We start from the raw sequence: 24,212 nt of genomic DNA, 5'->3' as shown, positions 1-24,212 counted from the left end.
CCGCCGGCTTTCGCCTGCGGCAAGGGAGCGGCTGCATCAGACTACGAACTTGAATCGCCGGGCCTTGCTGCGGGTGCAGTCGGGCGTCATCAGCTAACTCCATTCATTGGCGAGTATAGACAGCGACTGAGAATTGCAATGTGCGCACGTAAATGAACTGAAACAGTGAGGGCTTGCGCTCAAGGGCACGAATGGAGAAGGATGCAGACGAGTGGTGGCAAATCGATATAACGCAGGTGCATCAAGGATGAAATAATTATGACAAATGCGTCTTAGCATTTTTCGTAAGCCAGCTAAGTTATGTCTTCCCTATTTCATTGCCTTGTTTCCTGGAGTTTTCATGAACACCGCCGCATTGCGCGAGCAGATCCAAAAAGCCCGACTACACGAAAACGAAACCGGACGGCTGACCCGTCAACTGGAAGAACAACTGCCTCACCTACACCCGTCGATCCAGTTACCCGAGACGGATGCCAAGGCTGTATTGACGCGCTTTGTCGAAGCCTACATCGATGAAGTACCTGACCTGCTGGACGCAGCCAATGAAGTCGCCAGGGAAGCGGGAATCGAGTCACAGATCAAACCGGTGCTGAAAATCGCCGAGCAGTATTTCCTCCAGCCTCCCGTTGGCCTGGAACATCTGCTGGATGAAGCCTATCTGGCGCACCGCTTTGTCGAAGAGGTCAACGATCTGTACATCAAGCATTTCGGCCAGCCACTGATCCCCTTGGACATGACGGTCGCCAATCTGATTGCTCACCAGTTGCTCGGTGAGAAATTTGCCAACGAACTGGATGAAGTCGTGCACCACGCGGTGGACAACATGCTCGACGATGACAGCTTTGCGCTGGAGTCGGTGGAAGCCTACCGCGAAAAACTTAGCAGTCCTGACACCGGCGCCGCGTGGAAGCGCTGGCCGTGCATGGGCCGCCGACTGGGTGTGGGTCTGGAGCTTGACCAACCCGCTGCTTGAGTTGTCACGATCCAATGTAGGCCTTCGCCTGCTCGCGATGACGGCGTGTCAGTCAACAGAGATGTTGAATGATCTACCGTCATCGCGAGCAGGCTCACTCCTACAAGGTTTGTGTTCAGGCGGGAAGATTCACCCGGCCGCACCAATGCCGACATTCGTGCGAACCCGTCCCTCAAGCCGTCGTTTCAACCCTCGCGACTCGATCAACAGCTTCGACCCCTTCGCCGCATTCGCCCGGCCCCACTCCTCCAGCAATTCCAGACACGAATGGTCGATGTAGCTCAGGTTATTGAGCGGCACATGCACCGTCGTGCCTTCGGGAATCGTGTTCAACACCGTCGTCAGTGCCGGCACCTTAAGAAACGTTGCCGCCCCGACCAGACGCAACTCCATCTCGCCATCCCTCGGCAGGTCGATCAGGCTGATCTTCAGTCGTGAAGCCTTGAACGCCAGTTTCACCAGGGTCAGACCGAAGCCGATCAACACACCGGTCAGCAGATCCGTGAAGACGATTGCCAGCGCCGTTGCCGCGTAGGTGAACATCGGCATCCGCCCGTATCGGCTCAAACCGCGGAAGGCTTTCAGGTCGACCAGTTTGAAACCGGTATAAACCAACACGCCCGCCAGACTCGCCACCGGAATGCTTTGCAGCACGCTCGACAGCAACAGCACGAACGCCAACAGCCACAGGCCATGGAAGATCGTCGAGTAACGCGTGGTCGCACCGGCCTGCACGTTGGCCGAACTGCGCACGATCACCCCGGTCATCGGCAACGCGCCGACCAGCCCGCAAAGCATGTTGCCGACACCTTGCGCCGACAGCTCACGGTCGAAGTCCGAGCGTACGCCGCTGTGCATGCGATCCACCGCAGCGGCCGACAGCAAGGTTTCCGCGCTGGCAATGAACGCTACGGCGAACGCGGCGATCAACAGCGTCGGATCGGCCAGACTGAGCAGGTCAGCAGGTTTCAACCAATCAATGGCTTCCGCCAGATTCGCCGGCACCTCAACCCGTTTGACCTGCAATGCCAGCAGCAGGCTGGCACCCGTCGCCAGACCCACACCCAACAGTGCGCCGGGAATGAACCGCAGCGAATGCGGGCGAAACTTTTCCCACAGCCACATCACCGCAATCGTCGAAAGCCCGAGCAGACCGGCCTGCCAGCCGAAAGACGGCAAAGCCTGCGCCACCGCGCCGGGGAATGCGGTGAGGTTGTCCAGCCCGGACGGTTTCGGCGCGGCATCAATCATCACATGCACCTGTGACAGCACGATCAATACGCCGATCCCCGCGAGCATGCCGTACACCACCGCGGGCGCCGTGACCCGAAACCAGCAACCCAGCTTCAACCGCCCGGCCACCAGTTGCAGAAAACCGGCAAGCAACAGAATCGGCCCGAGCATCTCGATGCCGTGCTGGCGCACCAGTTCGAACACCAACACTGCCAGGCCCGCCGCCGGCCCACTGACCTGCAACGGCGAACCCGCCAGCCAACCAACCACCAGTCCACCGATGATCCCGGTGATCAGCCCTTTCGCCGGTGGCAACCCTGACGCAATCGCAATGCCCATGCACAACGGCAGGGCGACCAGAAACACAACCACTGAAGCGAGCAACTCCCGTGGCAACACCGCTTTCAATTGAGCAGCACGCATGGTGATTCTCCCGAAGTTTTCTTCAGGCATGGCGAGGCCGGGTCGCTGAATCAGCGACCGGCGTCAAACCACACAGATGTTTAGGAGGTTTTAGAAGCGCGCTTTGGGCGTCGCCACCGGAATCGGATGGCTGCCATCGAGCGGCAGGAAACGTCCCTGATCCGCGTCGTAAGCTTTGATTTCACTGGTTTCGATGTTGTAGACCCAGCCATGGATGAACAGATGACCGTTTGCCATGCGTGAGGCTACTGAAGGATGGGTACGCAAGTGCTGCAATTGTGCGATGACGTTTTCCTCGGTGAGGACCGGCATGCTCTCTTTTTCGTCGGCGCAGTTACAGTTTTCATGCACCATGGTTTTTGCCACTTCGGCGTGACGCAACCAGGCTTTGACCGTCGGCATTTTTTCCAGGCTGTCCGGGTTGAGCACCGCGCGCATGGCGCCGCAATCGGAGTGGCCGCAGATGATGATGTGTTGCACGCCCAGGGCCAATACTGCGTATTCGATGGCGGTGGAAACGCCGCCGTTCATCTGGCCGTAAGGCGGTACTACGTTGCCGACGTTACGGGTCACGAACAGATCGCCTGGGGAGCTCTGGGTGATCAGCTCAGGGACGATGCGCGAGTCGGCGCAAGTGATGAACATCGCCTTTGGCGACTGGGCCGTGGCGAGTTTCTTGAAGAGTTCTTCCTGCTGCGGGAAGACCTCATGATGAAAATGCAAAAAGCCGTCAACGATCTGTCGCAGCGCTGCATCGGCGGAGTCCGCCACAGGGACGGCTTGCGCCGACGCAGCTATCGGCTGTTTATCCTTGTCACTCATGATTCATCCTCATAGGCGGATTAGGGGAGTCGTTCCCATGTATTCCGGTGTGAAGCCAGTGGCTGTTTAAAACATCCGGGTCATCCCGACCCGTCAGTCACTCGATGAACAAGGTAGCCGCCGAAACTTAACTCAAACTGAATCAAACGCTCTAGAACGTGTGTTCCAGGTCACAAAAAACGTGACTGGGTGATTTCGGCGGAAGGATTCCAACCCCTCAACCATAGGCTAATTGTCGCTAAATCAGCGACATCTGGCGACCCGGCGGACAGAAGGCTGATTTTGCCCGCACGGATGTCAATGATCAGGCTCGTCGTGCGGCCGGACCACGAATGCCACCCTCAGGGTTTTTCATGAGTTTTTTACCAGAGCGCTTGCAGGTTAATTTTGCGACACACATGTCGGGTAGTTTTCTGCGGGTTATTTCGTATTATCGAGCTTGCCATGGAGGCAACCACAAAAAAGGAGTTTTACATGACAAGTGTTTATCGCTCGAGAGACATTCGGGGTGTGTTCCTCGACCGGATGGTGATTAACGGCCCTCAGCACGAAATTATGATCACTATGCAGTTGGCAACCAAACAGGAACGTGTAGACCCGGTTACCCATGAAAAAACCGAGTCGCTTGCAGACTCCAAAGTAGTCACGGCCATATCGAGGGATCGCGGCAAGACTTTCAGAATGGGTCCTGTCGAAACCGACATTGACGGTGATGGCGACATTGATGCCAAGGACACTGCAAAACTGGCAGCCCTGGCCAAGGCTTACAACAGTATTTTGAATCCCTGAGCCATTATCGGGGCTGACATGAACTCTCATGTCGGCCCCGGTTTAAACACGCATCCGCTGGATTTCAACTAACAGCACGTGGGCAGCAGCCAATGAGTCATCAGATCAACGACATCTGCCGCCCCGGCGGACAGAAGGCTGTGCAATCGAGGTTGTAGCCCTCGCGATGATTGAGTCCCAGGCGCTTGATCGCTTTGGCAAAACGTTGCGCGAGCAGATCCGCGAAAGGACCTTCGCCGCGCATCCGCGCGCCAAAACGACTGTCGTAGAGCTCGCCGCCACGGCTCTGGCGGATCAGGCTCAGCACATGTGCGGCGCGCTGCGGGTAGTGCGCGTTCAGCCATTCCTCGAACAGCGGTGCCACTTCCAGCGGCAAGCGCAACATCATATACGCCGCACTTTGCGCACCGGCCACGTGGGCCTCGGTGAGCAGGTTTTCGATTTCGCTGTCGTTGATCATCGGAATCATCGGCGAGCACAGCACACCAACCGGAATCCCCGCTTCGCGCATCACGCGGATTGCGCGCAGTCGTGCCTTGGGTGCAGCGGCGCGCGGTTCGAGGATGCGTTTGAGCTCGTCATCCAGCGTGGTCAGGCTGATCATCACCGCCACCAACCGTTGCTGCGCCAGTTCGGTGAGCAAATCGAGATCGCGCAGGATAAGCGAACCCTTGGTGACAATGGTCACCGGATGCCGGTAGCGCAACAGCACCTCAAGGGTTTGGCGAGTGATCTTGTATTCGCGTTCGATCGGCTGATACGGATCGGTATTGGAGCCGAGATTGATCGGTGCGCATTGATAGCCTTTTTTCCCGAGCTGTTCTTCCAGTATCTGGGCGGCGTTGGTTTTGGCGATCAGCTTTGTTTCGAAATCGAGTCCCGGCGACATGTCCCAATAGGCATGGCTGGGCCGCGCGTAGCAATAGATGCAGCCGTGTTCGCAGCCTCGGTAGGGGTTGATCGAGCGGTCGAACGGCAGATCCGGAGAGGTGTTGCGGGTGATGATGGTTTTCGCGGTTTCGATCATCACTTGGGTGTTTTGCGTCTCGGGCACTTCCTGATACCAGCCGTCATCCTCGGCCACCGATCGATTTGGCGCGAAGCGGTTGTGCGGGTTGGTCGCGGTGCCGCGACCGCGAGGAGGGAGAGGGCTGATCATTGCGCGAACCTCAAATCTGTATATGCATACAGTACAGGGTCAAGCCCTGAACCATCCAGTACCGTTCGGCTTAGGAATACAGGTGCGGTTTAGGTCTGCCATGCGCTGGGTTGTTCATATATATAACTGGAACAAGAGACAACCCACGAAACATATGTTGGGTTGTGAAGAAAAATTATCATCTATAGCCTTCGAAAATTACCGGCACTGATGCCTGTGTATGAATTCTAAAAGGATTTAATTTATGTCGTTTCTCAATCAACGTGGTGTATTTCTACAAATGTTGCTTCCGAGTCAATCGGAACCCAATACCATTGTTTCGATGCAACTGGCCCGCAAGGAACTGGGCTGGAATGCCGAGGAGGAGTTGTCGACCGAAGCACTGGTCGATTCGACCTACGTGGTCGCGGTGTCCAGCGATCAAGGCAAGTCCTTCACCATCCGCACGGACAAGAAAGATGTGGACGGCGACGGCGATATTGATAGTGATGACAAGGCCAAGTTGGTAGCACTGGCCAAGGCTTACGTAAGTATCGTTAATCCGTAACGTACACGGTGATAAATGCAAAAAACCTGCATGATTTACGCATGCAGGCTTTTTTGTCCGGACAGTGTTTCGTCAAAACGGTAGCGACCATCTCAGTGATTATTCAAACTTTAAAGTCTCTCATTGAGGCAAAAGAGCCCGCTATTTTTCTGAAAATAAACTCATCGTCCAGATCAATATCGCCATCACCGTCTGCGTCCGTTGACGCCAGCACTTTTGTATACAACCCCTTGTCATAACCTGTGACGGTCACGACTGAATTCGGGCGAGTCAAATCGGAGTTCGCGACATCAAACAAGCCAATGTTGACGTCGGCAAGTTTGCTCCCTGAGGCGTTGTCTCCAAATGAGATAAGCATGCATTTGTAAAGACGTCCTTCACCGACGTTACTCAAGCCGACAATCGCAGAGGCGAGATCGCCTGCCAGGGTGTAATAGGAGTCGTCATCCTCATCAGTGTCGCCGTCGCCCTCGACATCGTCGACTCCGGTGACCGTGTCATATTTTCCGTTGGCGGTATTGGCGTACGCCGTGACGACGACGTCGGGTGCTGAATTAACAACATCGCCATTGTTGTATCGGGAAATTACCGCTTCGGCTGTTCCGATCCCATCCGTGTATCTGAACTCATATAACACTGAATAGCTCATTTCCATGTGCTCCATACCAGCGCGAAATTAAGGGCCATTGAATCTCTGTCCCTTTGCACATTAAGTAACCTAAAAGCGAGCGTCTACTGTCAGAGTTGACAGGTGTATGCATTTACAGCACCGATTGATCAGGTTTGCTGACTGTATGGCTATACACCCTGTCAGGTCTCACAGTAGACCGGGTTCTCTCCAGTCGTTAACTTCAAGGAACCCTCGGCAGATTGCCGGTTGGCGTAACGCAATCAGTTGAAGGATTTGATGCATGGCTATCAGGATATTGCTGGAGATTGCGGATAAAGACCAAAACGGAAATCCGGAGATCGCGTTTTATCACTACGATGAAGATGCGATCGAAATGTTGGACTACGACTACTCGCTGTTCGCCTCTACGTCTCAAGGCAATGGTCGGTATGACCTGATATCCGAAGACGCTGTCGATGCTGTTGATGAAGACATCGACAAATATGAAAGGAAGCTCTATTTGCAGCTGGCTGATGCATTCGCGCAATTATGCGACTTTCAATCCAGGCGTTGAATTACCGCTGACACAGCAAACACATTAATGCCATGTCAGCGGTATTCAATTCTCGTTAATGCGCAGTGACCTGCCCCAGGTCATCCCCGGAAGTGGTCTGCATATCGTTCTTGCGTAGGCTGGCCACATCGGCAGCCTTCACCGGCGCGCCCTTGTTACCCCAATTGCCACGAATGAAACTCACCACATCCGCGACTTCCTGATCCGACAAACGCCAGGCGAAACCCGGCATGGTGAAGGTCGAAGGTGCGGCGTGCGTCGCCGGCAGCGTACCGCCCTTGAGCACAATGTGAATCAGCGAAGTCGGGTCTTCCGATTGCAGCACCGGATTACCTGCCAGCGCCGGGAACACTCGCGTGTAACCGTGGCCGTCGGTGCGGTGGCACGCCGCGCAGTTGTCGATGTACACCGATGCGCCACGCTGACTGTCATCACCGTTCCACAGTGCTTTCGCTGCTTTCTCGTCGTACTGATGCGGCTGATCGTTCGGATCAGTGGCCGGCAGCGATTTGAGATAGCGGGCAATCGCGGTCAGGTCGGCATCAGTCATGTACTGCATGCTGTGGGTGACCACATCGCTCATGCCGCCGAACACCGCGCTGCGGTCGCTGCGACCGGTCTTGAGGAATTGCACCAGTTGCTCTTCGCTCCAGCTGCCGAGGCCATCCTTGTGGTCGCCGCGCAGACTCTTGGCGATCCAGCCTTCCAGCGGCGCACTGCCGGCCAGAAAAGTGCTGCCATCGGCGGCGCTGAGGGATTTTTCCTGCATGGTCAGCGCGCGTGGCGTATGGCAGGCACCGCAATGTCCGAGGCCTTCGACCAGATAGGCCCCACGATCAATGACGGCGTCGTCCGACGTGGCTTTGTAGTCCTCGACCTTCGGCGCAAACATCCAGCGCCAGCCCATCAGCGGCCAGCGCATGCTCAGCGGCCATGGAATATCACTGGCCTTGTTCTCCTGCGCGACCGGTTGCACGCCGTGCATGAAGTACGCGTACAGCGCTTGCATGTCGGTTTCGCTGACACGGGCGTACGACGGATACGGCATCGCCGGGTACAACGTACTACCGTTTTTGGCGACGCCATGGCGCACGGCCTGATCGAAGTCCACGAAGCTGTAATCACCGACGCCGGTTTTATCCGGAGTGATGTTGGTCGAGTAGATTGTGCCGATTGGGGTTTCCATCGGCAGACCACCGGCGAAAGGCTTGCCGCCCTTGGCGGTGTGGCAGGCCACGCAGTCGCCCGCGCGGGCGAGGTATTCGCCTTGTTTGATCAAGGCTTGATCAACTTCGGCTGCCTGCAAAGCAGCACTGCCGAGCAGGGCCAGGGTCGCGATAACAATATTCTTCATGGTCATCGCTCCTTAAGCCTGAACCAGCGGGCCGGGGTTTTTCAGGTATTGCTCGCGGATCGCCTTCGCCGACCAGTAGGTCAGCGCCGCTACCAGCCCTGTCGGGTTGTAACCCAGGCCTTGCGGGAACGCCGAAGCGCCCGGGACGAAGACGTTGTGCACGTCCCAGCTCTGCAAGTAGCGGTTCAGCGCGCTCTTCTTCGGATCGGTGCCCATGATCGCGCCACCGTTGAGGTGGGTGGTCTGGTACGACGCGGTGTTGAAGTGGTCGCCGACTTTCTTGCCGATCATGGCAATGGCTTTCGGCCCCATCGCTTCAGCGACCTTGCCCATTTTCTCGACCATGAAGCGGTTCATCTTGATGTCGTTTTCCTGCCAGTCGAACGTCATCCGCAGCAGTGGCAAGCCGTAGGCATCGCGGTATACCGGGTCGAGATCGAGGTAGTTGCCCCGGTAGGACTGATGCGCGCCGTGGGCATCCATCGACACCTGGTGAGTGTAGTAATCGGCGGTCGCGCGTTTCCACGCACTGCCCCAGGCCGGAGTGCCCGGCGGGTTCGAAGTGCCGGCAATCGGTCGGCTGCCCGCCTGATTGACCCACATCGGCGAGCCGCCGACGAAGCCGTGCGGACCATGGTCGAAGTTGTCGGCGTTGAAGTCGTCCAGCGCCACACCGTTGCCGCCGGCGCCGATGAAGTTGTTGGTGTGGGTGTCCTTGTCGAAGAACGCCTTGATGGTGGCCATGTTCTGGTAGGCGAAGTTACGTCCGACCACGCCTTCACCGCTGATCGGGTCGTAGGGCTTGCCGATCCCGGAGAGCAGCATCAGCCGCACGTTGTGCAACTGGAATGCGCCGAGGATCACCAGATCCGCCGGTTGCTCGATCTCGCGGCCCTGACCGTCGATGTAAGTGACGCCCGTGGCTTTGCTTTTCGTGCTGTCGAGATTGACCCGCAGCACATGGGAATTGGGCCGCAGTTCGAAATTCGGCAGCGGTTTGAGCGCCGGCAGAATGTTCACGTTCGGCGAGGCCTTGGAATACATGTAGCAAACGTAACCGCTGCAGAACCCGCAGAAGTTGCACGGACCCATCTGCGCGCCGTAAGGGTTGGTGTACGGCCCGGAGGTATTTGCCGACGGCAGGTTGTAGGGTTTGTAACCGACTTCTGTAGCCGCTTTGCCGAACAGCTGTGCGGAAACGGTGTTTTTCTGCGCTTCCAGCGGGAACGGGTTGGAACGATCCGGCGCGTAAGGGTTGCCACCCTTGCCCTGACCGACCAATTGACCTTTCACGGTCCAGGCCTGGCCCGAGGTGCCGAAGACCTTTTCGGCGAAATCGAAGAACGGCTCCAGCTCTTCATAGCTGACGCCGAAATCCTGGATGGTCATGTCCTTGGGGATAAAGCTTTTGCCGTAGCGCTCTTCGTAGTGGCTGCGCATGCGCAACTCGATCGGGTCGACGCGAAAGTGCACGCCCGACCAGTGCAGACCGGCGCCGCCGACGCCATTGCCGGGGAGGAACGCGCCCAACTGGCGGTTCGGCAGGGCGATGTCGTTGACGCTATGGCGAATGGTGACAGTCTCTTTGGAGATGTCCTGAAAGAGTTTTTTGCGCACGCTGTAGGTGAGTTCGTCGATCACCTGTGGATAGTTGCCGTCGGGGTAAGTGTCCTGCATCGGCCCGCGCTCCAGCGCCAGCACGTTGAGACCCGCTTCGGTCAGCTCCTTGGCCATGATCGCGCCCGTCCAGCCGAAACCGACGATGACCGCGTCAACCTTCTTCATTACCGTTGCCATGCTTACGCCCTCTCGCCGCGAATCGAAACTGCCGGGAAGGGGTATTGCTCGTTGCGTTCCACCCAATCCATGAAATCGGCGCGGGCGCCGGGGAAGCCGATCATGGTCCAGCCGACCATGCCTTTATTACCGCCGTGGATCGGGTCGCAGAAGAACCCTTCCTTGGTGTTTTGCAGCAGCAGGTTGAAGAAAATCTTCGCCGGAACGGAATCGAATTGCGGTTTGCCGGCTTCGAGTTGCTTGAGCAAATCGTCTCGGGTAGCGCTGTCTTGCTCGGCAAATGTTTTACCGTTGAGGGCTTTTGCCCACTGATCCGTGGCGGCGATGCCGAGGCGATAGATCTCTTTTGGCACCAGCTTGCTCTGCCAGCCCATTTCGGCAGCGGCGTCGGCGTTGAACGGGCCTTGCATGTACCACAGGGCTCCGGCGGCGTAAGGGGTGTTCATCTGGCGATCGATGTATTCCGGCACACCGGCTTCGAGCGCGCCCGGGCCCTGGGCGTCGTTGGGGATCAACTGCGCCACGGCGGCATTGATGAATGCCCATTCTTCGGCGGTGAAATAGCTCGGCTGATAAACCCCGGCGTCTACCCGGGCCGGTTGCGGCGCAGGGGCGGCAGGGGCCGCTTCGGGCGCTGCCTGTAGGACGCTGCTACCCAGGCTGGTGCCTGCGAGGGTGACCACTGGAATCAGGGTCAGGGATTTGCGCAAAAACTCACGCCGCGGGTTGTCTCGATCTGCATCAGACATGGGGGTGCACCTCATCAGGCATTGATGGTTGTCAGCCGTTTCTGCGAACGGCTCAAGAATTTTTTTCGTTGCGACGTGATCGGTGATGGCCCGGAAAAGGGGGACACGTCTGCAACAAGATGTGACAAATGGTAGCAGCCTAAGGATCGGGATGAATCGATTAAGCAGAAAAAAGACTGAAATTAGCCGCTGAAACCGATGAAACAGCATGGATTCACGATTCTTTGACAACCGCCTCACAGGCCTTTGACCGGCAATCATCGAAGCTGCGACTCCTCTCATTGCCGAATCCCGACACGGTCAACCCAGCATGTCTCGAGTGCGTCTTATCCCTGCTTTGTGTTTGTCGCTTGTTGCCCTGTTGCACTTGATTCCGGCTCAGGCTGACGCGGCAACCACCGCTCGCCCCGCTGAATGGGCGCAACCGGTCGAAGTGCAATACAACCTGTTCCAGATGTCGCCGACGCTCTATCGCAGCGCCTTGCCCGACGACGGTGTCGTGCCGCTGCTGAAGAATCTCAAAGTGGCCACGGTGATCAATTTTCTGCCGGAAGCGGACAGCAACTGGCTGTCCGAGCCGGGTATCAATCAGGTGCAACTGCCGTATCGCACCAACCACGTCGATGACAGCGATGTGCTCAAGACTCTGCGCGCCATCCAGGCCGCCGAGGCCAACGGTCCGGTGTTGATGCATTGCAAGCACGGTTCCGACCGCACCGGTTTGATGGCGGCGATGTATCGCGTGGTGGTGCAGGGCTGGAGCAAAGAGGACGCCTTGAGCGAAATGACCCAAGGCGGTTTCGGCGAGAGCGGCCACTTTCGCGACAGCGTGCGCTACGTGATGCAAGCGGATGTCGACAAGTTGCGCACCGCACTGGCCAACGGCGATTGCAGCACCAGTGCGTTCGCGACTTGCTCGATGAAGAGCTGGTTCCAGTCGGTCAATCTGAAATGATCGAGCGGCTCAATCGGTCGGGGATGCCAGCAGTCCTGGGTTGACGGGCCGGCCGAGAAAGGCCGCAAGCGCGCTCAGCATCGAACGTGAGTCGCCGGGGGCAAAGAAGGCCTCGCGAAAATCCCGACCGGTTTGTGGATCGAACACGCCATCGCGCTGAAATCGCGTGAACACGGCGCTGGCCAGCACACCCGACCATTTGTAGGCGTAGACCGAGGCCTCGTAACCGGTCACCAGGTAGTCGAAGCCATTGGCAAAGCGGTGATGCCCCGACATTCGCAGTTCCGGGATCTCGCGTTGCACGTCCTCGAACACCTGCTCAAGGCTGCGGCCATCGCCTTGGCTGCAATGCAACTCCAGATCAAACAGCGCACTCATCAGCAACATGCCGGTAGCCCGGCTGGTGTGGGCGCCGATGGCCGTCAGTGCGGTGTTGACGCGTTGTTCTGTCAGGCGTTCGCCGCTCTGGTAATGGGCGCCCAGCCACAGCAGAAATTCGCCTGACAGGCACCAGTGTTCGAACAACTGCCCGGCGAATTCGGCGGTATCGCGGCCGAGTTGGGATATCCCCGACAGGTTACGGTGAGGCGAGCGCGTCAGCACATGTTGCAAACAATGCCCGAATTCGTGGAACAGCACGCGCAGACTCTCGTGGGAAAGCAGGCACGGATGATCCTCGGTGGCGGGGGTGAAGTTGCAGTACAGGTGAGCAATCGGTAGCGAAGGACGTCCTTCGGCGTTGACGCGGCGAATACGCAAAGCTGAAGTGAAGGCGTAGTCGGCAACGTCTTCGCGGTGAAAGGGATCCACGTAGATATGCCCGATCACTTGCCCATGCTCGCTGACTTCCAGAAGCCGAACCGTTTCGTGCCAGTGGCTGAAGGACGTTTGCTCGACAATGGCAATCCCGAAGAGGCGCTCACTGAACTGACAGAGCCGACGCAACGTGCCATCCAGCGGGAAATACTGCCGCAAGCCCTTCAGTGCGCCGTTCAATTGTTCAAGGCGTAATTGCTCGGCAAGGAAGTCCTCATCCCATGCCTGTATCTGCGCTATCCCGCGTGTGTGTGCGAACGCTTTCAGGGCCTTGGCATCGCGCTGCAGGGCTGGCGTATTCGCGGCTATCTGCTGGCGCAAAAAGGCTGCGACGTGTTCTGTGGAAGTGGCCATGCGATTGGCCAGGCGCAACTGCACGAAATTCTCGAAGCCCAACAATTCGGCTTTCTCTTGGCGTAAAGCGAGCAACACGGTCAGGACTGCAGCGTTATCCAGTTCTTGCGCCTGAGGGCCAAGGTCGGACGCTCGATTCATCCATGCCGTGAAACAGTCCTCGCGCAGCGCTCGGTTGTGCGCGTGGCTCATGATCGACCGAAAGGTGTTTTGATCCAGCGTGAGCCGCCAGCCTTCAAGTCCTGCCTGACTGGCATTGAGGGCAAGGCGCGCCTTCACTGCGGCGGGCAAGCCTTCGAGCTGGGTGACGTCGTCGATGTGCCTGCTCCACGCGGCGTTGGCCTGTTCCAGATTGCTTTGAAACACCTGCTCCAAGTGGCGGATGGCGCGGTTCAGGCGGGCGAGCTTGTGTTGCTGTGCTGGCTGAAGATCGATGCCGGACAAGCGGAACTTGCGCAGGATTTTCGCCAGCGAAGCTTTGCGCGGATCATCGAAGCTTGCGGCGACCGAGCTGTTCGCCAGCCGTTGATAGGTTCGGTACAGCGCCGCATCGGTGTTCCTTTCGGCGGTGTACTGAGCTGCCGTCAGGCTGCACAACGCGCTCTCCCTGAGCCAGTCGATATCGTCGGGTCTGACCGTCGAGAGGATTTCGATGATGGCCATGGCTTCATCCAGACGCGCATCGGCCTCATCGACGGCCAACACCAGATCGTCCCAGCCCGGATGCTCGGTCTGGCTGGCGATCACTTGGGCAATGACCTGGCGGTTTTCGGCAACGATTTCGTTGATCGCCGGGACCAGATGCTCGGCGCGTATCGCCGACCACGGTGGCAGGGTCCAGTGGTGTAGCAGCGGATTGGTATCGGGCATGGCGTCTTCCTTGAGGCATGGCTGAAAAGGGCCAGCCTAGGCAGGAAGCGCAGGAGAAGGGCGGTAGATAGTTACCACCTTCCACCGGCAAACGGTGGAAGGTGGTTGCGACTCAGTGTTGCTCGTCAGGCTTTTTTGCAAGCTTCGGATTGGGGAAGAACTGCACCGCCTGGACTGTCTTGTCCGCCGGCGGCTTGAGCGCGCTGGTGTTGACCCGCGTGCCCAGCTCTTTGGGTACCGACAGGCCTTGCTCGTTGAGTGTGTCGGAGTAACCGCACGCCACGCATTCGCGGTGCGGGACGGTGTCCTCGTTCCACATCATCAGTTTGTCCGGCTCGCTGCACGCCGGGCAGACCGCCCCGGCGATAAAGCGTTTCTTGGTAATCACAGGCCCCTCACTCATGCTGCTGCGTCCTCACTCAGGCCGCTGTGGCGCAACAGTGCGTCAATCGACGGCTCACGGCCACGGAAGTCGACGAACAGCACCATCGGCGCCAGCGAACCGCCACGCGCCAGAATCGCTTCGCGGAACGCGCGACCGGTTTCAGCGTTGAGCACGCCGTCTTCTTCGAACTTCGAGAAGGCATCGGCCGAAAGCACTTCTGCCCATTTGTAGCTGTAGTAACCCGCCGCGTAACCGCCGGCGAAGATGTGCGCGAAGCTGTTCGGGAAGCGGTTGTAGGCCGGCGGACGCATCACCGACACCTCGTCACGCACGCCTTCGAGCACTTGCAGCACACTGCGGCCGTCGCCGTGGGTGGCGTGCAGTTCGAAGTCGAACAGCGAGAACTCCAGTTGACGCACCATCATCAGGCCGGACTGGAAGTTCTTCGCCGCGAGCATTTTTTCCAGCAGGTCCTGCGGCAGTGGTTCGCCGCTTTCGTAGTGACCGGAGATCAGCGCGAGGCCTTCCGGCTCCCAGCACCAGTTTTCCATGAACTGGCTCGGCAGCTCGACCGCATCCCACGCCACGCCGTTGATGCCGGACACGCCGGCATGCTCAACGCGGGTCAGCAGGTGATGCAGGCCATGACCGAATTCGTGGAACAGGGTGGTCACTTCATCATGGGTCAGCAGCGCAGGCTTGCCGCTGTCGGCCGGGGTGAAGTTGCACACCAGGTTGGCGACAGGGCTTTGCAGCACGCCGTCAATGGTGCGGCGACGGTCGCGGGCGCCGTCCATCCATGCACCGCCACGCTTGTTGGCGCGGGCATACAAGTCGAAGAAGAAGCGACCGACGTGCTGGCCGTTTTCCTTGATCTCGAACAGGCGCACGTCCGGGTGCCAGGTGTCGAAGCCTTTCTGTTCGGCGATTTCGATGCCGTACAGACGTTGAACAATGGCGAACAGACCGCCCAGTACCTTGTCGATCGGGAAGTAGGCGCGCAGAGTTTCCTGAGCAACGCTGTAGCGTTGTTCACGCAATTTCTCACCGTAGAAACCGCTGTCCCAGCTTTGCAGATCGGCGCAGCCCTGCTCGGCGGCGTAAGCGCGCAGCTGTTGCAGGTCCTGTGCGGCGAACGGCTTGCTGCGCTTGGCCAGATCGCGCAGGAAACTCAGCACCTGATCGCTGGACTCGGCCATTTTGGTTGCCAGGCTCAGTTCGGAGAAACTGCCAAAACCCAGCAACTTGGCCAGTTCCTGACGCAGGTCGAGGATCTCTTCCATCACCGGGCCGTTGTCGTTCTGGCCGGCATTCGGGCCTTGATCCGAGGCGCGGGTGCAGTAGGCGGCGTAGACTTCTTCGCGCAGCGCACGATCTTGCGCGTAGGTCATCACCGCGTAGTAACTCGGGAATTCCAGAGTGATCAGCCAGCCGTCGAGGCCCTTGGCCTGTGCGGCGGCGGCCATTTGCGCCTTGGCCGAATCGGTCAGGCCGGCGAGGGCGGCTTCGTCGCTGACGTGCTTGGTCCAGGCCTGAGTGGCGTCGAGCAGCTGGTTGGAGAAGCGGCTGCCCAGCTCGGACAGTTTGCTTTGCACTTCGGCGTAGCGCTTCTGTTCGGCTTCCGGCAAGTCGATACCCGACAGGCGGAAATCACGCAGGGCGTGTTCCAGAATAGTCTTTTGCGCCACATCGAAACCGGCGGCTTCGGGGCTGTTGGCCAGCGCTTCATAGGCCTGGAACAGCTCGCGGTTCTGACCCATCTCGGTGGAGTAGGCGCTCAGGGCTGGCAGGCACGACTCGTAGGCTTCGCGCAGTTCGGCGCTGTTGCACACGGCGTTGAGGTGGCTGACCGGGCTCCAGGCCGCGCCGAGGCGATCATTGAGTTCGTCCATCGCCAACACCAGGCCGGCCCAGGTCGGGTTCTGGACTTGGGTCTTGAGGATTTCGGCAATGGCGGCGCGGTTGTCGGCCAGGATGGTTTCGATGGCTGGCAAAACGTGTTCGGCACGGATCGTGGAGAACGGCGGCAGGTCGTAGGACTGCAAAAGAGGGTTGTTCACGCTCACGGTTGGCACCTTGGCTGGGGAAACATTGCCCCATCTTAATTACAATCGGCATTCACCGCAGCTATCGGCGACAGAGAGAGAAATTATCGTGTCCCTTCGCAAGTACCAGAATCACACCCCTCGCCTGAGCAAAGGCGCATTTGTCGACGCCTCGGCGGTGGTGATCGGCGACGTCGAAATCGGCGATGACAGCTCCGTCTGGCCGCTCACCGTGATCCGTGGCGACATGCACCGCATCCGCATCGGCGCGCGCACCAGCGTGCAGGATGGCTGCGTGTTGCACATCACTCATGCCGGGCCGTTCAACCCGGACGGCTTCCCGTTGCTGATCGGCGATGACGTGACCATCGCCCACAAAGTCATGCTCCATGGCTGCACTGTCGGCAGCCGCGTATTGATCGGCATGGGCAGCATCGTCATGGACGGCGCAGTGGTCGAGGATGACGTGATCATCGGCGCCGGCAGCCTGGTGCCGCCGGGCAAGCGCCTGCAAAGCGGTTTTCTGTATGTCGGCAGTCCGGTAAAGCAGGTCCGCCCGCTGACCGACAAGGAAAACGCCTTCTTCACCTACAGCGCGGCGAACTACGTGAAGCTCAAGGATCTGCACTTGGCCGAAGGCTACGATCAGATCTGAATCGACTTACACCAGCTCAGGACTTCTCATGCATTACCAGACCGTACTGTTCGACCTCGATGGCACCCTGACCGACCCGCGTGAGGGCATCACCCGTTCCATCCAGTTCGCCCTCGGCAAGCTTGGCATCGACGAGCCGGATCTGACCAAACTTGAACACTTCATCGGCCCGCCATTGTTGCAGGCGTTCATGCAGTTTTACGGATTCGACGAGGCCAAAGCCTGGGAAGCGGTGAATTTCTATCGTGAGCGCTTCAAGGTCACCGGACTGTACGAGAACCGTGTGTTCGAAGGCGTCACGCCGCTGCTCGAAACTCTCAGCGGGCAAGGGCGGCAGCTGTATATCGCAACGTCCAAACCCTGGGTGTTCGCCCGCGAGATTGCCCGGCACTTCGACTTTGCCAAACACTTCAAGGTGATCTACGGCAGTGAACTGGATGGCACGCGGACCAACAAAGTTGAGTTGATTGCGCATCTGGTGACGGAGGAAGGACTGGATCCCGCCGCTACTTTGATGATCGGCGACCGCAAGCATGACCTGATCGGGGCGCGCAGCAACGGGCTGGATGCGGCGGCGGTGGGGTATGGATTTGGCAGTTTTGAAGAGTTGAATGCCGAGGCGCCGGCTTATCACTTTGAAACGCTGGCCGAGTTGCATCAGGCGTTTTTGCAGCGCTGATCAGTACGCTATCGCGAGCAGGCTCACTCCTACATTTGGAACGCATTCCCCTGTAGGAGTGAGCCTGCTCGCGATGACGTCCTCCCAGCCAACTCAACTGTCTGGATCTGCCAATATTTTCAAAGCCGCTTTACGCTCAATCACCGGCAACTCCCCCAACCTCTCCACCTCGGCATAAAACCGCAGCCAATCCCCGCCAACCTGCCTGAACAACGCCGAAAACGCCGGCACCCACTGGTCATACAGTCCAAACGGCAACAACCGTGCATTGTTCAGCGGCGCATTCACCCAGGCGTCATAACGCTTGTCCCCGGACCACTGACTGTCCCGCATCAGCCGATAGTCCCGGCGGAACTGCTCGAAGGCTGCTGCCTTGCGCTCGCGCATCTGTTCCACGGGCAACGGCTGCGCATACAACGTTTCCAGTCGTGAACGTGTGTCGAGCACCAACTCGATGAATTGATCGCGCTGCTTGAGCTTTGAATCGTTATCTGCCGGCAATCCGCGAAACGCCCGCCACTGCCGCGTACCTTCCTGCTCGACAAACGTGGCAAAGGATTCGTTGAACTCGGTGTCGTCCTTTACATAAAAACGCTGATGAGCAAGTTCATGAAAGATCAGCGTGGCCAGTCGCTCATCGCCCCAGCCCATCATCGAATTGAGAATCGGATCGTTGAACCAGCCCAGCGTCGAATAGGCCTCGACGCCACCAATCGACACGTCCATGCCTTGCAGCCGCTGAATCGCCGCTTCACCGCGTGCCGCGCTCTGGCTGTAGTAGCCGCGATAGGCCACGCACCCGGCAATCGGGAAACAATGGTTTTGCGGGCTCAGGGAAAACTCCGCCGTGGCGAACACATTCCACACCACAAATGGCCGGCCGATGTCGGCGTACAGGCGATAACTCTGGTTATCCGGCAGGTGCAGATGCTCGCTGGCAAACGCACGGGACTTTTGCGACTGGGCCAGATGCGTACGCAGTTTTGCATCGCGGGCCGGATCGGCGATCACCTTGGTCACCGGCTCCCGCGCCCGCAATAACTGCCACTGACCACTGGCCAACTGGCTGTAATAGCTGACGCTGGAACAACCGTTGAGCAGCAAAAGCATCACACCCGGAAACAAAATCCGAAAAACGCGATCAAGTAACCCATGGCTTGGAAGCGGCCTGATCAAAATAAGAAATCCCCCGGAAAGTCTGCCCGCAAGACTATCCCGCCTAAAGGAGCACCGCTATGCGCATGTTGATGCTGACAGGAGGCCTGCTGACGCTGGCCGGTTGTGCCGGATTCGGAATGCCCGATCCTGACCCTTCGCAAGCGTGGATTGATTTGAACGCCCGGCAACAGGACACGGCGCTGCAAGCGCTGCAGGTCGATACCAAGGCGACCGCCGACAAACGCTATTTTGAAGTGCAACCTGGCAGCCATGAGCTGAAGGTGCGTTATCAATTTCCGGTGGAGGCCACCAACATCGGCCCCGATGCTGAACCGCTGTGGCGCGATTGCCAGTTGAGTGTGAAATTCAAGGACTTCAATGCGGGCCAGCGTTACCAGTTGCAGGCCGGCAGTATTGGCTTCCGGCCTTGGGCCAAGCTCTATGACGAGCAGCGCAACGTGGTAGGCCAGGGCACGCCAGCAGGCTGTCAGCGCACCTGATCGGCGCTATGCTGAGTATTCGGACCTATGGATATTCATCATGCGCAAGTTGCTGTTGCTGCTCGTTGTCAGTGTTGTGACCGGTTGCCAGACACCGCTGCCGCCGGTCAATCCGCAGATGGCCTGGGTCGATTTTTCGACGCCGACACCCGGCGGCAAAGTGTTGATGGCCGAACGCCTCGACAACCAACGACTGAACGACGGGCGCTACTTTCAAGTCACTCCCGGCAGTCACGAATTACGCGTGCGGTTTGACTTCGAAGTGTTTGGCGGTGGCGGCAGCTTGATGAACGGCCCAGTCGAGCGTCTGTGCTACTTGTACATCCGCTACGACCATTTCGAGGCCGGGCAACGTTATGTGCTGGAAGGGCGTTCGCTGGCATTCACCCCAAGTGCCCGGCTTTACAACGCCAAGCGCGAAATCGTCGCCGAGGATCACGACTACAACTGCATTATCTGAGGTGATTCAGTCACCATTCTTCTGATAGATGATCGCTTTGGTGCCGTTGTCGCAGGTGCCGACGACCATGGCGATGTCATGTTTTGCGGCTTCTTCCTTGCTGACAATTTCCAGCGTGTAGGACGGCACGGCGTTCGCCTGGATCTTGACCTCAATCTCTTTCCTGAGCTCTTCGCAGTTTTTGGGGTCGGCAAGAACCGAAGTGGCCAGAGCACTGCAGAGAATCGCCAAGCCAATACGTTTCATGATTGAAGCTCCTTGAGGCAGCGCGCACGGGCGTGCGCTGAAGCTGCTGTCACTTATTCGACCATATTTCCACAAAACGAGTTCTGACTTCGCTCACAACTTGTGCTGAAGGTTTCAAACCCTAGGTTATCTGCAGATGGCTATCGCGAGCAGGCTCACTCCTACAGAGGATCTCGGTTGTTCACAATAATTGTGCCCGCTGGAGATCAACTGTAGGAGTGAGCCTGCTCGCGATAGCATCAGTCCGGTCAACACCGAATCAGCTGACCAGCGTTGCCTCAAGGCTGATCTTGGCGTTCAGCACCTTGGACACCGGGCATCCTTCCTTGGCCTTTTTGCTCAGTTCTTCAAATTGAGCCTGCGTGGCCCCCGGGATTTTCGCCTGGAGAATCAGCTTCACCGCTGTGATCGCGAACCCACCGTCGACCTGGTCGAGGGTGACCTCCGCATTGGTGTCGATGCTGTCGGCCTTGAGACCCGCATCGCCGAGAATCATCGAGAACGCCATGGAGAAACAACCGGCATGCGCTGCGCCGATCAGTTCTTCCGGGTTGGTGCCCTTGCCACCTTCGAAACGGGCCTTGAAGCCGTAGGGCGCTTCTCTGAGGACACCGGTCTCGGTGGAAATCGAGCCGATGCCGCTTTTCAGATCACCTGCCCAATGTGCGGATGCTTTCTTCACGATAGCCATATCTGCCTCCTCAAAATCTGGCGCGGAACGCCGCGCCGACGTGGTTTTTGCTTGCAAGGCTTCTGAGGATAGACGCCGCGACAAAGTTCAGCTCATCTGAATCGTTGACTTTTTTAGTAGGAAATTTCATCACTGCTATTGAAACTCGGGTATATGCCCTCATTGCACAAAACACGCTTATGGATTCGGCAGGTTTTCGTTCGCAAGAAAAACCTGCCTCCTCACTCGGAGAAGCAGGTTTATGAAGCAACTGTCCGACGTAAAGTTTTCTACCCTTGATCTGGTGCCCGTACGCGAGAACGGCAGCCCGGCGCAGTCGCTGCGCAACTCGCTGGATCTGGCGCAGCATGCCGAGAAATTCGGTTACACGCGGTTCTGGGTCGCTGAACACCACAACATGGACGGCATCGCCAGCTCCGCGACGTCGGTGCTGCTCGGTTATCTGGCGGGCGGCACTTCGACCATTCGCGTTGGCTCGGGCGGTGTCATGCTGCCCAACCACGCGCCGCTGGTGATCGCCGAACAGTTCGGCACCCTTGAAAGCCTGTACCCGGGCCGTATTGATCTTGGTCTGGGGCGTGCCCCCGGCTCGGATCAGATGACTGCCCGCGCCTTGCGCCGTGAGCGTTCCGGCAGTGCCGATGATTTTCCCGAAGATGTCGCCGAACTGGTGCGTTTTCTCGGCCCGCGCACCCCGGATCAACGCGTAATCGCGATGCCGGGCACCGGCACCAATGTGCCGATCTGGCTGCTGGGCTCGAGTCTGTTCAGTGCGCAACTGGCCGGCGAACGTGGCTTGCCTTACGCCTTTGCCTCGCATTTCGCCCCACGCTTCATGCACGAGGCGATTCGTGTCTATCGCAACCACTTCAAACCGTCGGCAGTGCTCGACAAGCCGTATGTGATGCTCGGGGTGCCTTTGGTGGCGGCTGATACCGACGAGCAAGCCGATTACCTGGCGACGTCGGTGTACCAGCGAATTCTCGCGTTGATGCGTGGGCAGAGTCTGGTGCAACGTCCGCCAGTGAAAACCATGGACGGCCTGTGGCTGCCTCACGAGCGTGAAGCGGTGGGCGACTTCCTCGGTCTGGCGATGGTTGGCAGCCCACAGAAGATCCGTGCGAAGCTGGAAGTGCTGGTCGAGCAGACTCAGGCCGATGAGCTGATCTTTACCTGTGACCTGTATGAGCATGCTGATCGCGTGCATTCCTACGAGTTGCTGGCGCAGGTCATGAAGGGATAACGCCAATCCCTGTAGGAGTGAGCCTGCTCGCGATGGCGTTTCCATAGTCACTGGATTGTTGACTGTTACGCCGCCATCGCGAGCAGGCTCACTCCTACAGGGGGAATGTATCGTTCACAAAAAAGCCGACGCATTTGCGTCGGCTTTTGTATTTCAGTCGCGATCAACCGCGCTTGTAGACGATTTCCTTGGTGTCGGCTTCACAGTTGCCGACGACTTTGCCGTCAGCCGCCGCGCCTTTATCGACAATTTCCAGTGTGTAGTTGGAAGCACCTTTGGCATCAATCTTCGCCGCAATCTCGCTTTTCAACTCTTCACAAGGCTTGCCGGCAGCAAATGCACCACCCGCAAGGCTCAACAAACCTACTGCCAATATGAACTTCTTCATCGGTCGCACTCCCTGGTCGGATTAAAAGAGGTGTGCATCGAGTCATCCACCCGATGCGCTCACCCTGTAGCGCTTTGCCATTCCTATGGCACTCGGCCAGCGCGCAAGTTCAGAAGCGTAGACCAAACTCAGCTGCTGGCAATGCGGAAGCCGACTTTCAGCGTCACCTGAAAGTGCGCAGCCTTGCCGTCCTTGATGTGGCCACGGGTATCGATCACCTCAAACCACTCAAGATGCTTGATGCTCTTGTTCGCTTCGGCCAGCGCGTTGTTGATGGCGTCTTCGATGCTGCTGGTGGACGAACCGACCAGCTCGACTTTCTTGTACGTGTGATGGTCACTCATGGCGATCTCCTTGGCGTGTGGAATTGAGACTAGCAGTGAATCTGCACTGTTGATTTCGGCGGCTCGGCGCAGGCGAAGTTCAGATTTTCTGCACTTTCTGAAACCGCTGAAGTCCCAAACAACACACGCCACTCATCACCAATGCAGGAGAGCCACCATGGCCAACACCTCTTTACGTAAAGCCTCGTTGCAAAGCATGGAAGCCGAGATCGAGAGTCTGCTCAAATCGTTGGAAAGCTTGAAGGACGACGCTTCGGACGAGTCGCGCAAGACTCTCAAGGCGCTGAAAAGCAACGCCGAGAGTGCGCTGAAACATTCGCGCCATCTGCTCAGCGATGCCTATGAAGAAGTCAAAGTGAAAACCCGCGAAACCGGGATCGCCACCCGCGACTACGCGCAGGAACATCCTTGGACCACCGCCGGTGTTGCGGTGGGTGCGATCGGTCTGCTCGCGGCTTACTTGCTGTTCAAGCGTGGCGAATGATCCGTCTGGCGCAGCTCATTCTTGAGCCATTGCGCCAGTTGCCGGGCGCGCCCGTCCGCGGCGCGCTTGGGTAGCCACAGCGCCAGTTGCGCCGGGGTTTCACAGAAGCCCCACGGCGCAACCAGGCGACCGGCCTTCAAATCTTCAGTCACCAGCGGCTCCGGCGCGATGGCCACGCCAAGACCGGCCACTGCCGCTTCCAGCAAATAATACAAATGCTCGAAACCTTGACCCAGCTTCAACGCTTTCGCGTCGAGGTGGTTTTGCTGTGCCCAACTCGGCCAGGCCTGTGGGCGCGAGGTGGTGTGCAGCAACGGCTCATCAATCAGCGCCGAGGCTGGCGCGGTTTGCAGACGTTGATGGCCGCTGAACAGCGGACTCATCACCGGGCCGATGCGTTCTGCGGCTAGTTCATAAACCTGCATGTCCGCTGGCCATGGCGGCTCGGCGAACAGCAGCAAGGCATCCAGCCCCGGGCGCCGAGGATCGAGATCGCCTTCCCCGGCCGACAAGTGCAAACGCAAGTCCGGCAGATCGGCGTTCAGCCGTCCCAGGCGCGGAATAAACCAACGTGCCAGCAAGCTTCCCGAGCAACCGAGTACGAACGGTGCGTCGGCTGTGTCTTTAGTCAATTCGGCACAAACGCTGCGTAACCGATCAAATGCCTCACCACTGGCATCGCGCAGGCGCACGCCGGCATCTGTGAGTTTCAGGCCGCGGCCATCCTTGGTGAACAGGCTGACGCCAAGGTGTTCTTCCAGCACCTTGAGCTGCCGACTGACCGCGCCATGGGTGACGTGCAGTTGTTCGGCCGCCTGACTGACGCTGTTGAGCCGGGCGGTGGCTTCGAAGGCGCGCAAAGCATTCAGCGGGGGAAGGTCGTGGCTCATGGTATCTGTGAGTTTTCCT

General features: G+C 58.3%; 27 protein-coding genes. 11 read left to right on the top strand and 16 right to left on the bottom strand.

Features of this window, described 5'->3' with window-relative positions; all coding sequences use genetic code 11:
- Window positions 1-340 precede the first annotated feature (340 nt).
- Window positions 341-973 (top strand): hypothetical protein, encoded by a 633-nt coding sequence (locus JFT86_RS06100; RefSeq protein WP_201236124.1) that lies wholly within the window; start codon window positions 341-343, stop codon window positions 971-973.
- Window positions 974-1,102: 129 nt separating this feature from the next.
- Here JFT86_RS06100 and JFT86_RS06095 read toward each other — a convergent pair whose 3' ends face one another.
- Together JFT86_RS06095 and JFT86_RS06090 are read right to left on the bottom strand one after the other, a co-directional pair.
- Entirely contained in the window at window positions 1,103-2,629 is a 1,527-nt protein-coding gene (locus JFT86_RS06095; protein ID WP_201236123.1) for a SulP family inorganic anion transporter, read from the bottom strand.
- Window positions 2,630-2,719: 90 nt separating this feature from the next.
- Window positions 2,720-3,451 carry a carbonic anhydrase gene (locus JFT86_RS06090; RefSeq protein ID WP_201231848.1) on the bottom strand — a complete coding sequence of 244 codons (732 nt, stop codon included), beginning with the start codon at window positions 3,449-3,451 and terminating at the stop codon, window positions 2,720-2,722.
- A 474-nt stretch (window positions 3,452-3,925) separates the two neighbouring features.
- Between JFT86_RS06090 and JFT86_RS06085 the strand changes: the two genes are divergently transcribed.
- Window positions 3,926-4,240 (top strand): hypothetical protein, encoded by a 315-nt coding sequence (locus JFT86_RS06085; protein WP_201232245.1) that lies wholly within the window; start codon window positions 3,926-3,928, stop codon window positions 4,238-4,240.
- 100 nt (window positions 4,241-4,340) lie between these two features.
- On the opposite strand, the gene JFT86_RS06080 is transcribed toward JFT86_RS06085, so the two are convergent.
- Window positions 4,341-5,399, bottom strand: a complete 1,059-nt coding sequence (locus JFT86_RS06080; protein ID WP_201236122.1) for a PA0069 family radical SAM protein — start codon at window positions 5,397-5,399, stop codon at window positions 4,341-4,343.
- A 244-nt stretch (window positions 5,400-5,643) separates the two neighbouring features.
- On the opposite strand from JFT86_RS06080, the gene JFT86_RS06075 reads away from it, so the two are divergent.
- Window positions 5,644-5,946: a hypothetical protein gene (locus tag JFT86_RS06075; protein WP_201231850.1), complete on the top strand. Its 303-nt coding sequence runs from the start codon at window positions 5,644-5,646 to the stop codon at window positions 5,944-5,946.
- Between the two features lie 103 nt (window positions 5,947-6,049).
- Here JFT86_RS06075 and JFT86_RS06070 read toward each other — a convergent pair whose 3' ends face one another.
- On the bottom strand, window positions 6,050-6,595 hold the full coding sequence (locus tag JFT86_RS06070) for a hypothetical protein (RefSeq protein WP_201231851.1): 546 nt from the start codon (window positions 6,593-6,595) through the stop codon (window positions 6,050-6,052).
- A 262-nt stretch (window positions 6,596-6,857) separates the two neighbouring features.
- Here JFT86_RS06070 and JFT86_RS06065 point away from each other — a divergent pair, with 262 nt between their 5' ends.
- Window positions 6,858-7,130, top strand: coding sequence for a hypothetical protein (locus tag JFT86_RS06065; RefSeq protein ID WP_201231852.1), 273 nt, complete (start codon window positions 6,858-6,860; stop codon window positions 7,128-7,130).
- Between the two features lie 55 nt (window positions 7,131-7,185).
- On the opposite strand, the gene JFT86_RS06060 is transcribed toward JFT86_RS06065, so the two are convergent.
- From JFT86_RS06060 to JFT86_RS06050, 3 genes are read right to left on the bottom strand one after another with little or no spacing between them, the layout of a single operon-like run.
- Window positions 7,186-8,484, bottom strand: coding sequence for a cytochrome c (locus JFT86_RS06060; protein WP_201236121.1), 1,299 nt, complete (start codon window positions 8,482-8,484; stop codon window positions 7,186-7,188).
- 12 nt (window positions 8,485-8,496) lie between these two features.
- Window positions 8,497-10,281 (bottom strand): GMC family oxidoreductase, encoded by a 1,785-nt coding sequence (locus JFT86_RS06055; protein ID WP_201236120.1) that lies wholly within the window; start codon window positions 10,279-10,281, stop codon window positions 8,497-8,499.
- Between the two features lie 2 nt (window positions 10,282-10,283).
- Window positions 10,284-11,030: a gluconate 2-dehydrogenase subunit 3 family protein gene (locus JFT86_RS06050; RefSeq protein ID WP_201236119.1), complete on the bottom strand. Its 747-nt coding sequence runs from the start codon at window positions 11,028-11,030 to the stop codon at window positions 10,284-10,286.
- Between the two features lie 310 nt (window positions 11,031-11,340).
- Here JFT86_RS06050 and JFT86_RS06045 point away from each other — a divergent pair, with 310 nt between their 5' ends.
- Window positions 11,341-11,985: a dual specificity protein phosphatase family protein gene (locus tag JFT86_RS06045; protein ID WP_201236118.1), complete on the top strand. Its 645-nt coding sequence runs from the start codon at window positions 11,341-11,343 to the stop codon at window positions 11,983-11,985.
- A gap of 9 nt (window positions 11,986-11,994) precedes the next feature.
- On the opposite strand, the gene JFT86_RS06040 is transcribed toward JFT86_RS06045, so the two are convergent.
- The 3 genes from JFT86_RS06040 to prlC form a co-directional block, all read right to left on the bottom strand.
- Window positions 11,995-14,025 carry a M3 family metallopeptidase gene (locus JFT86_RS06040; protein WP_201236117.1) on the bottom strand — a complete coding sequence of 677 codons (2,031 nt, stop codon included), beginning with the start codon at window positions 14,023-14,025 and terminating at the stop codon, window positions 11,995-11,997.
- A gap of 112 nt (window positions 14,026-14,137) precedes the next feature.
- Window positions 14,138-14,428, bottom strand: coding sequence for a YheV family putative zinc ribbon protein (locus JFT86_RS06035; protein ID WP_201236116.1), 291 nt, complete (start codon window positions 14,426-14,428; stop codon window positions 14,138-14,140).
- Entirely contained in the window at window positions 14,425-16,476 is a 2,052-nt protein-coding gene (gene prlC / locus JFT86_RS06030; protein WP_201236115.1) for an oligopeptidase A, read from the bottom strand. Before prlC ends, JFT86_RS06035 begins: the two co-directional genes overlap by 4 nt.
- 88 nt (window positions 16,477-16,564) lie before the next feature.
- On the opposite strand from prlC, the gene JFT86_RS06025 reads away from it, so the two are divergent.
- Both JFT86_RS06025 and JFT86_RS06020 read left to right on the top strand, forming a co-directional pair.
- Window positions 16,565-17,110 (top strand): gamma carbonic anhydrase family protein, encoded by a 546-nt coding sequence (locus JFT86_RS06025; protein ID WP_201236114.1) that lies wholly within the window; start codon window positions 16,565-16,567, stop codon window positions 17,108-17,110.
- Window positions 17,111-17,138: 28 nt separating this feature from the next.
- Window positions 17,139-17,789, top strand: a complete 651-nt coding sequence (locus tag JFT86_RS06020) for an HAD family hydrolase (RefSeq protein ID WP_201236113.1) — start codon at window positions 17,139-17,141, stop codon at window positions 17,787-17,789.
- 93 nt (window positions 17,790-17,882) lie between these two features.
- Here JFT86_RS06020 and JFT86_RS06015 read toward each other — a convergent pair whose 3' ends face one another.
- Window positions 17,883-18,965 carry an aminopeptidase gene (locus JFT86_RS06015; RefSeq protein WP_201236112.1) on the bottom strand — a complete coding sequence of 361 codons (1,083 nt, stop codon included), beginning with the start codon at window positions 18,963-18,965 and terminating at the stop codon, window positions 17,883-17,885.
- 59 nt (window positions 18,966-19,024) lie between these two features.
- Here JFT86_RS06015 and JFT86_RS06010 point away from each other — a divergent pair, with 59 nt between their 5' ends.
- Window positions 19,025-19,447 carry a hypothetical protein gene (locus JFT86_RS06010; RefSeq protein ID WP_201236111.1) on the top strand — a complete coding sequence of 141 codons (423 nt, stop codon included), beginning with the start codon at window positions 19,025-19,027 and terminating at the stop codon, window positions 19,445-19,447.
- Window positions 19,448-19,487: 40 nt separating this feature from the next.
- On the top strand, window positions 19,488-19,907 hold the full coding sequence (locus tag JFT86_RS06005; protein ID WP_201236110.1) for a hypothetical protein: 420 nt from the start codon (window positions 19,488-19,490) through the stop codon (window positions 19,905-19,907).
- A 6-nt stretch (window positions 19,908-19,913) separates the two neighbouring features.
- On the opposite strand, the gene JFT86_RS06000 is transcribed toward JFT86_RS06005, so the two are convergent.
- Together JFT86_RS06000 and JFT86_RS05995 are read right to left on the bottom strand one after the other, a co-directional pair.
- Window positions 19,914-20,153, bottom strand: coding sequence for a DUF1161 domain-containing protein (locus JFT86_RS06000; protein ID WP_201236109.1), 240 nt, complete (start codon window positions 20,151-20,153; stop codon window positions 19,914-19,916).
- 259 nt (window positions 20,154-20,412) lie between these two features.
- Window positions 20,413-20,844 (bottom strand): OsmC family protein, encoded by a 432-nt coding sequence (locus tag JFT86_RS05995; RefSeq protein WP_201236108.1) that lies wholly within the window; start codon window positions 20,842-20,844, stop codon window positions 20,413-20,415.
- Between the two features lie 241 nt (window positions 20,845-21,085).
- On the opposite strand from JFT86_RS05995, the gene JFT86_RS05990 reads away from it, so the two are divergent.
- Entirely contained in the window at window positions 21,086-22,087 is a 1,002-nt protein-coding gene (locus JFT86_RS05990; RefSeq protein ID WP_201236107.1) for an LLM class flavin-dependent oxidoreductase, read from the top strand.
- 163 nt (window positions 22,088-22,250) lie between these two features.
- Here the strand turns inward: JFT86_RS05990 and JFT86_RS05985 are convergent, their stop codons facing one another.
- Together JFT86_RS05985 and JFT86_RS05980 are read right to left on the bottom strand one after the other, a co-directional pair.
- Entirely contained in the window at window positions 22,251-22,475 is a 225-nt protein-coding gene (locus JFT86_RS05985) for a DUF1161 domain-containing protein (RefSeq protein WP_201236106.1), read from the bottom strand.
- A 128-nt stretch (window positions 22,476-22,603) separates the two neighbouring features.
- The gene (locus JFT86_RS05980) at window positions 22,604-22,819 is read right to left on the bottom strand and encodes a dodecin (RefSeq protein ID WP_201236105.1); all 216 of its coding nucleotides are present in this window, start codon (window positions 22,817-22,819) and stop codon (window positions 22,604-22,606) included.
- Window positions 22,820-22,976: 157 nt separating this feature from the next.
- Between JFT86_RS05980 and JFT86_RS05975 the strand changes: the two genes are divergently transcribed.
- Window positions 22,977-23,303, top strand: a complete 327-nt coding sequence (locus JFT86_RS05975; RefSeq protein ID WP_007911686.1) for a DUF883 family protein — start codon at window positions 22,977-22,979, stop codon at window positions 23,301-23,303.
- On the opposite strand, the gene JFT86_RS05970 is transcribed toward JFT86_RS05975, so the two are convergent.
- Window positions 23,276-24,193 (bottom strand): LysR family transcriptional regulator, encoded by a 918-nt coding sequence (locus tag JFT86_RS05970; protein WP_201236104.1) that lies wholly within the window; start codon window positions 24,191-24,193, stop codon window positions 23,276-23,278. The genes JFT86_RS05975 and JFT86_RS05970 overlap by 28 nt on opposite strands.
- Window positions 24,194-24,212: the final 19 nt, after the last annotated feature.

This window comes from Pseudomonas sp. TH06, assembly GCF_016651305.1.
In the GTDB taxonomy this organism is placed as follows: Bacteria; Pseudomonadota; Gammaproteobacteria; order Pseudomonadales; family Pseudomonadaceae; genus Aquipseudomonas.
The sequence above is the reverse complement of the archived record's forward strand: the minus strand, read 5'-3'. Positions and strand labels throughout refer to the sequence as shown.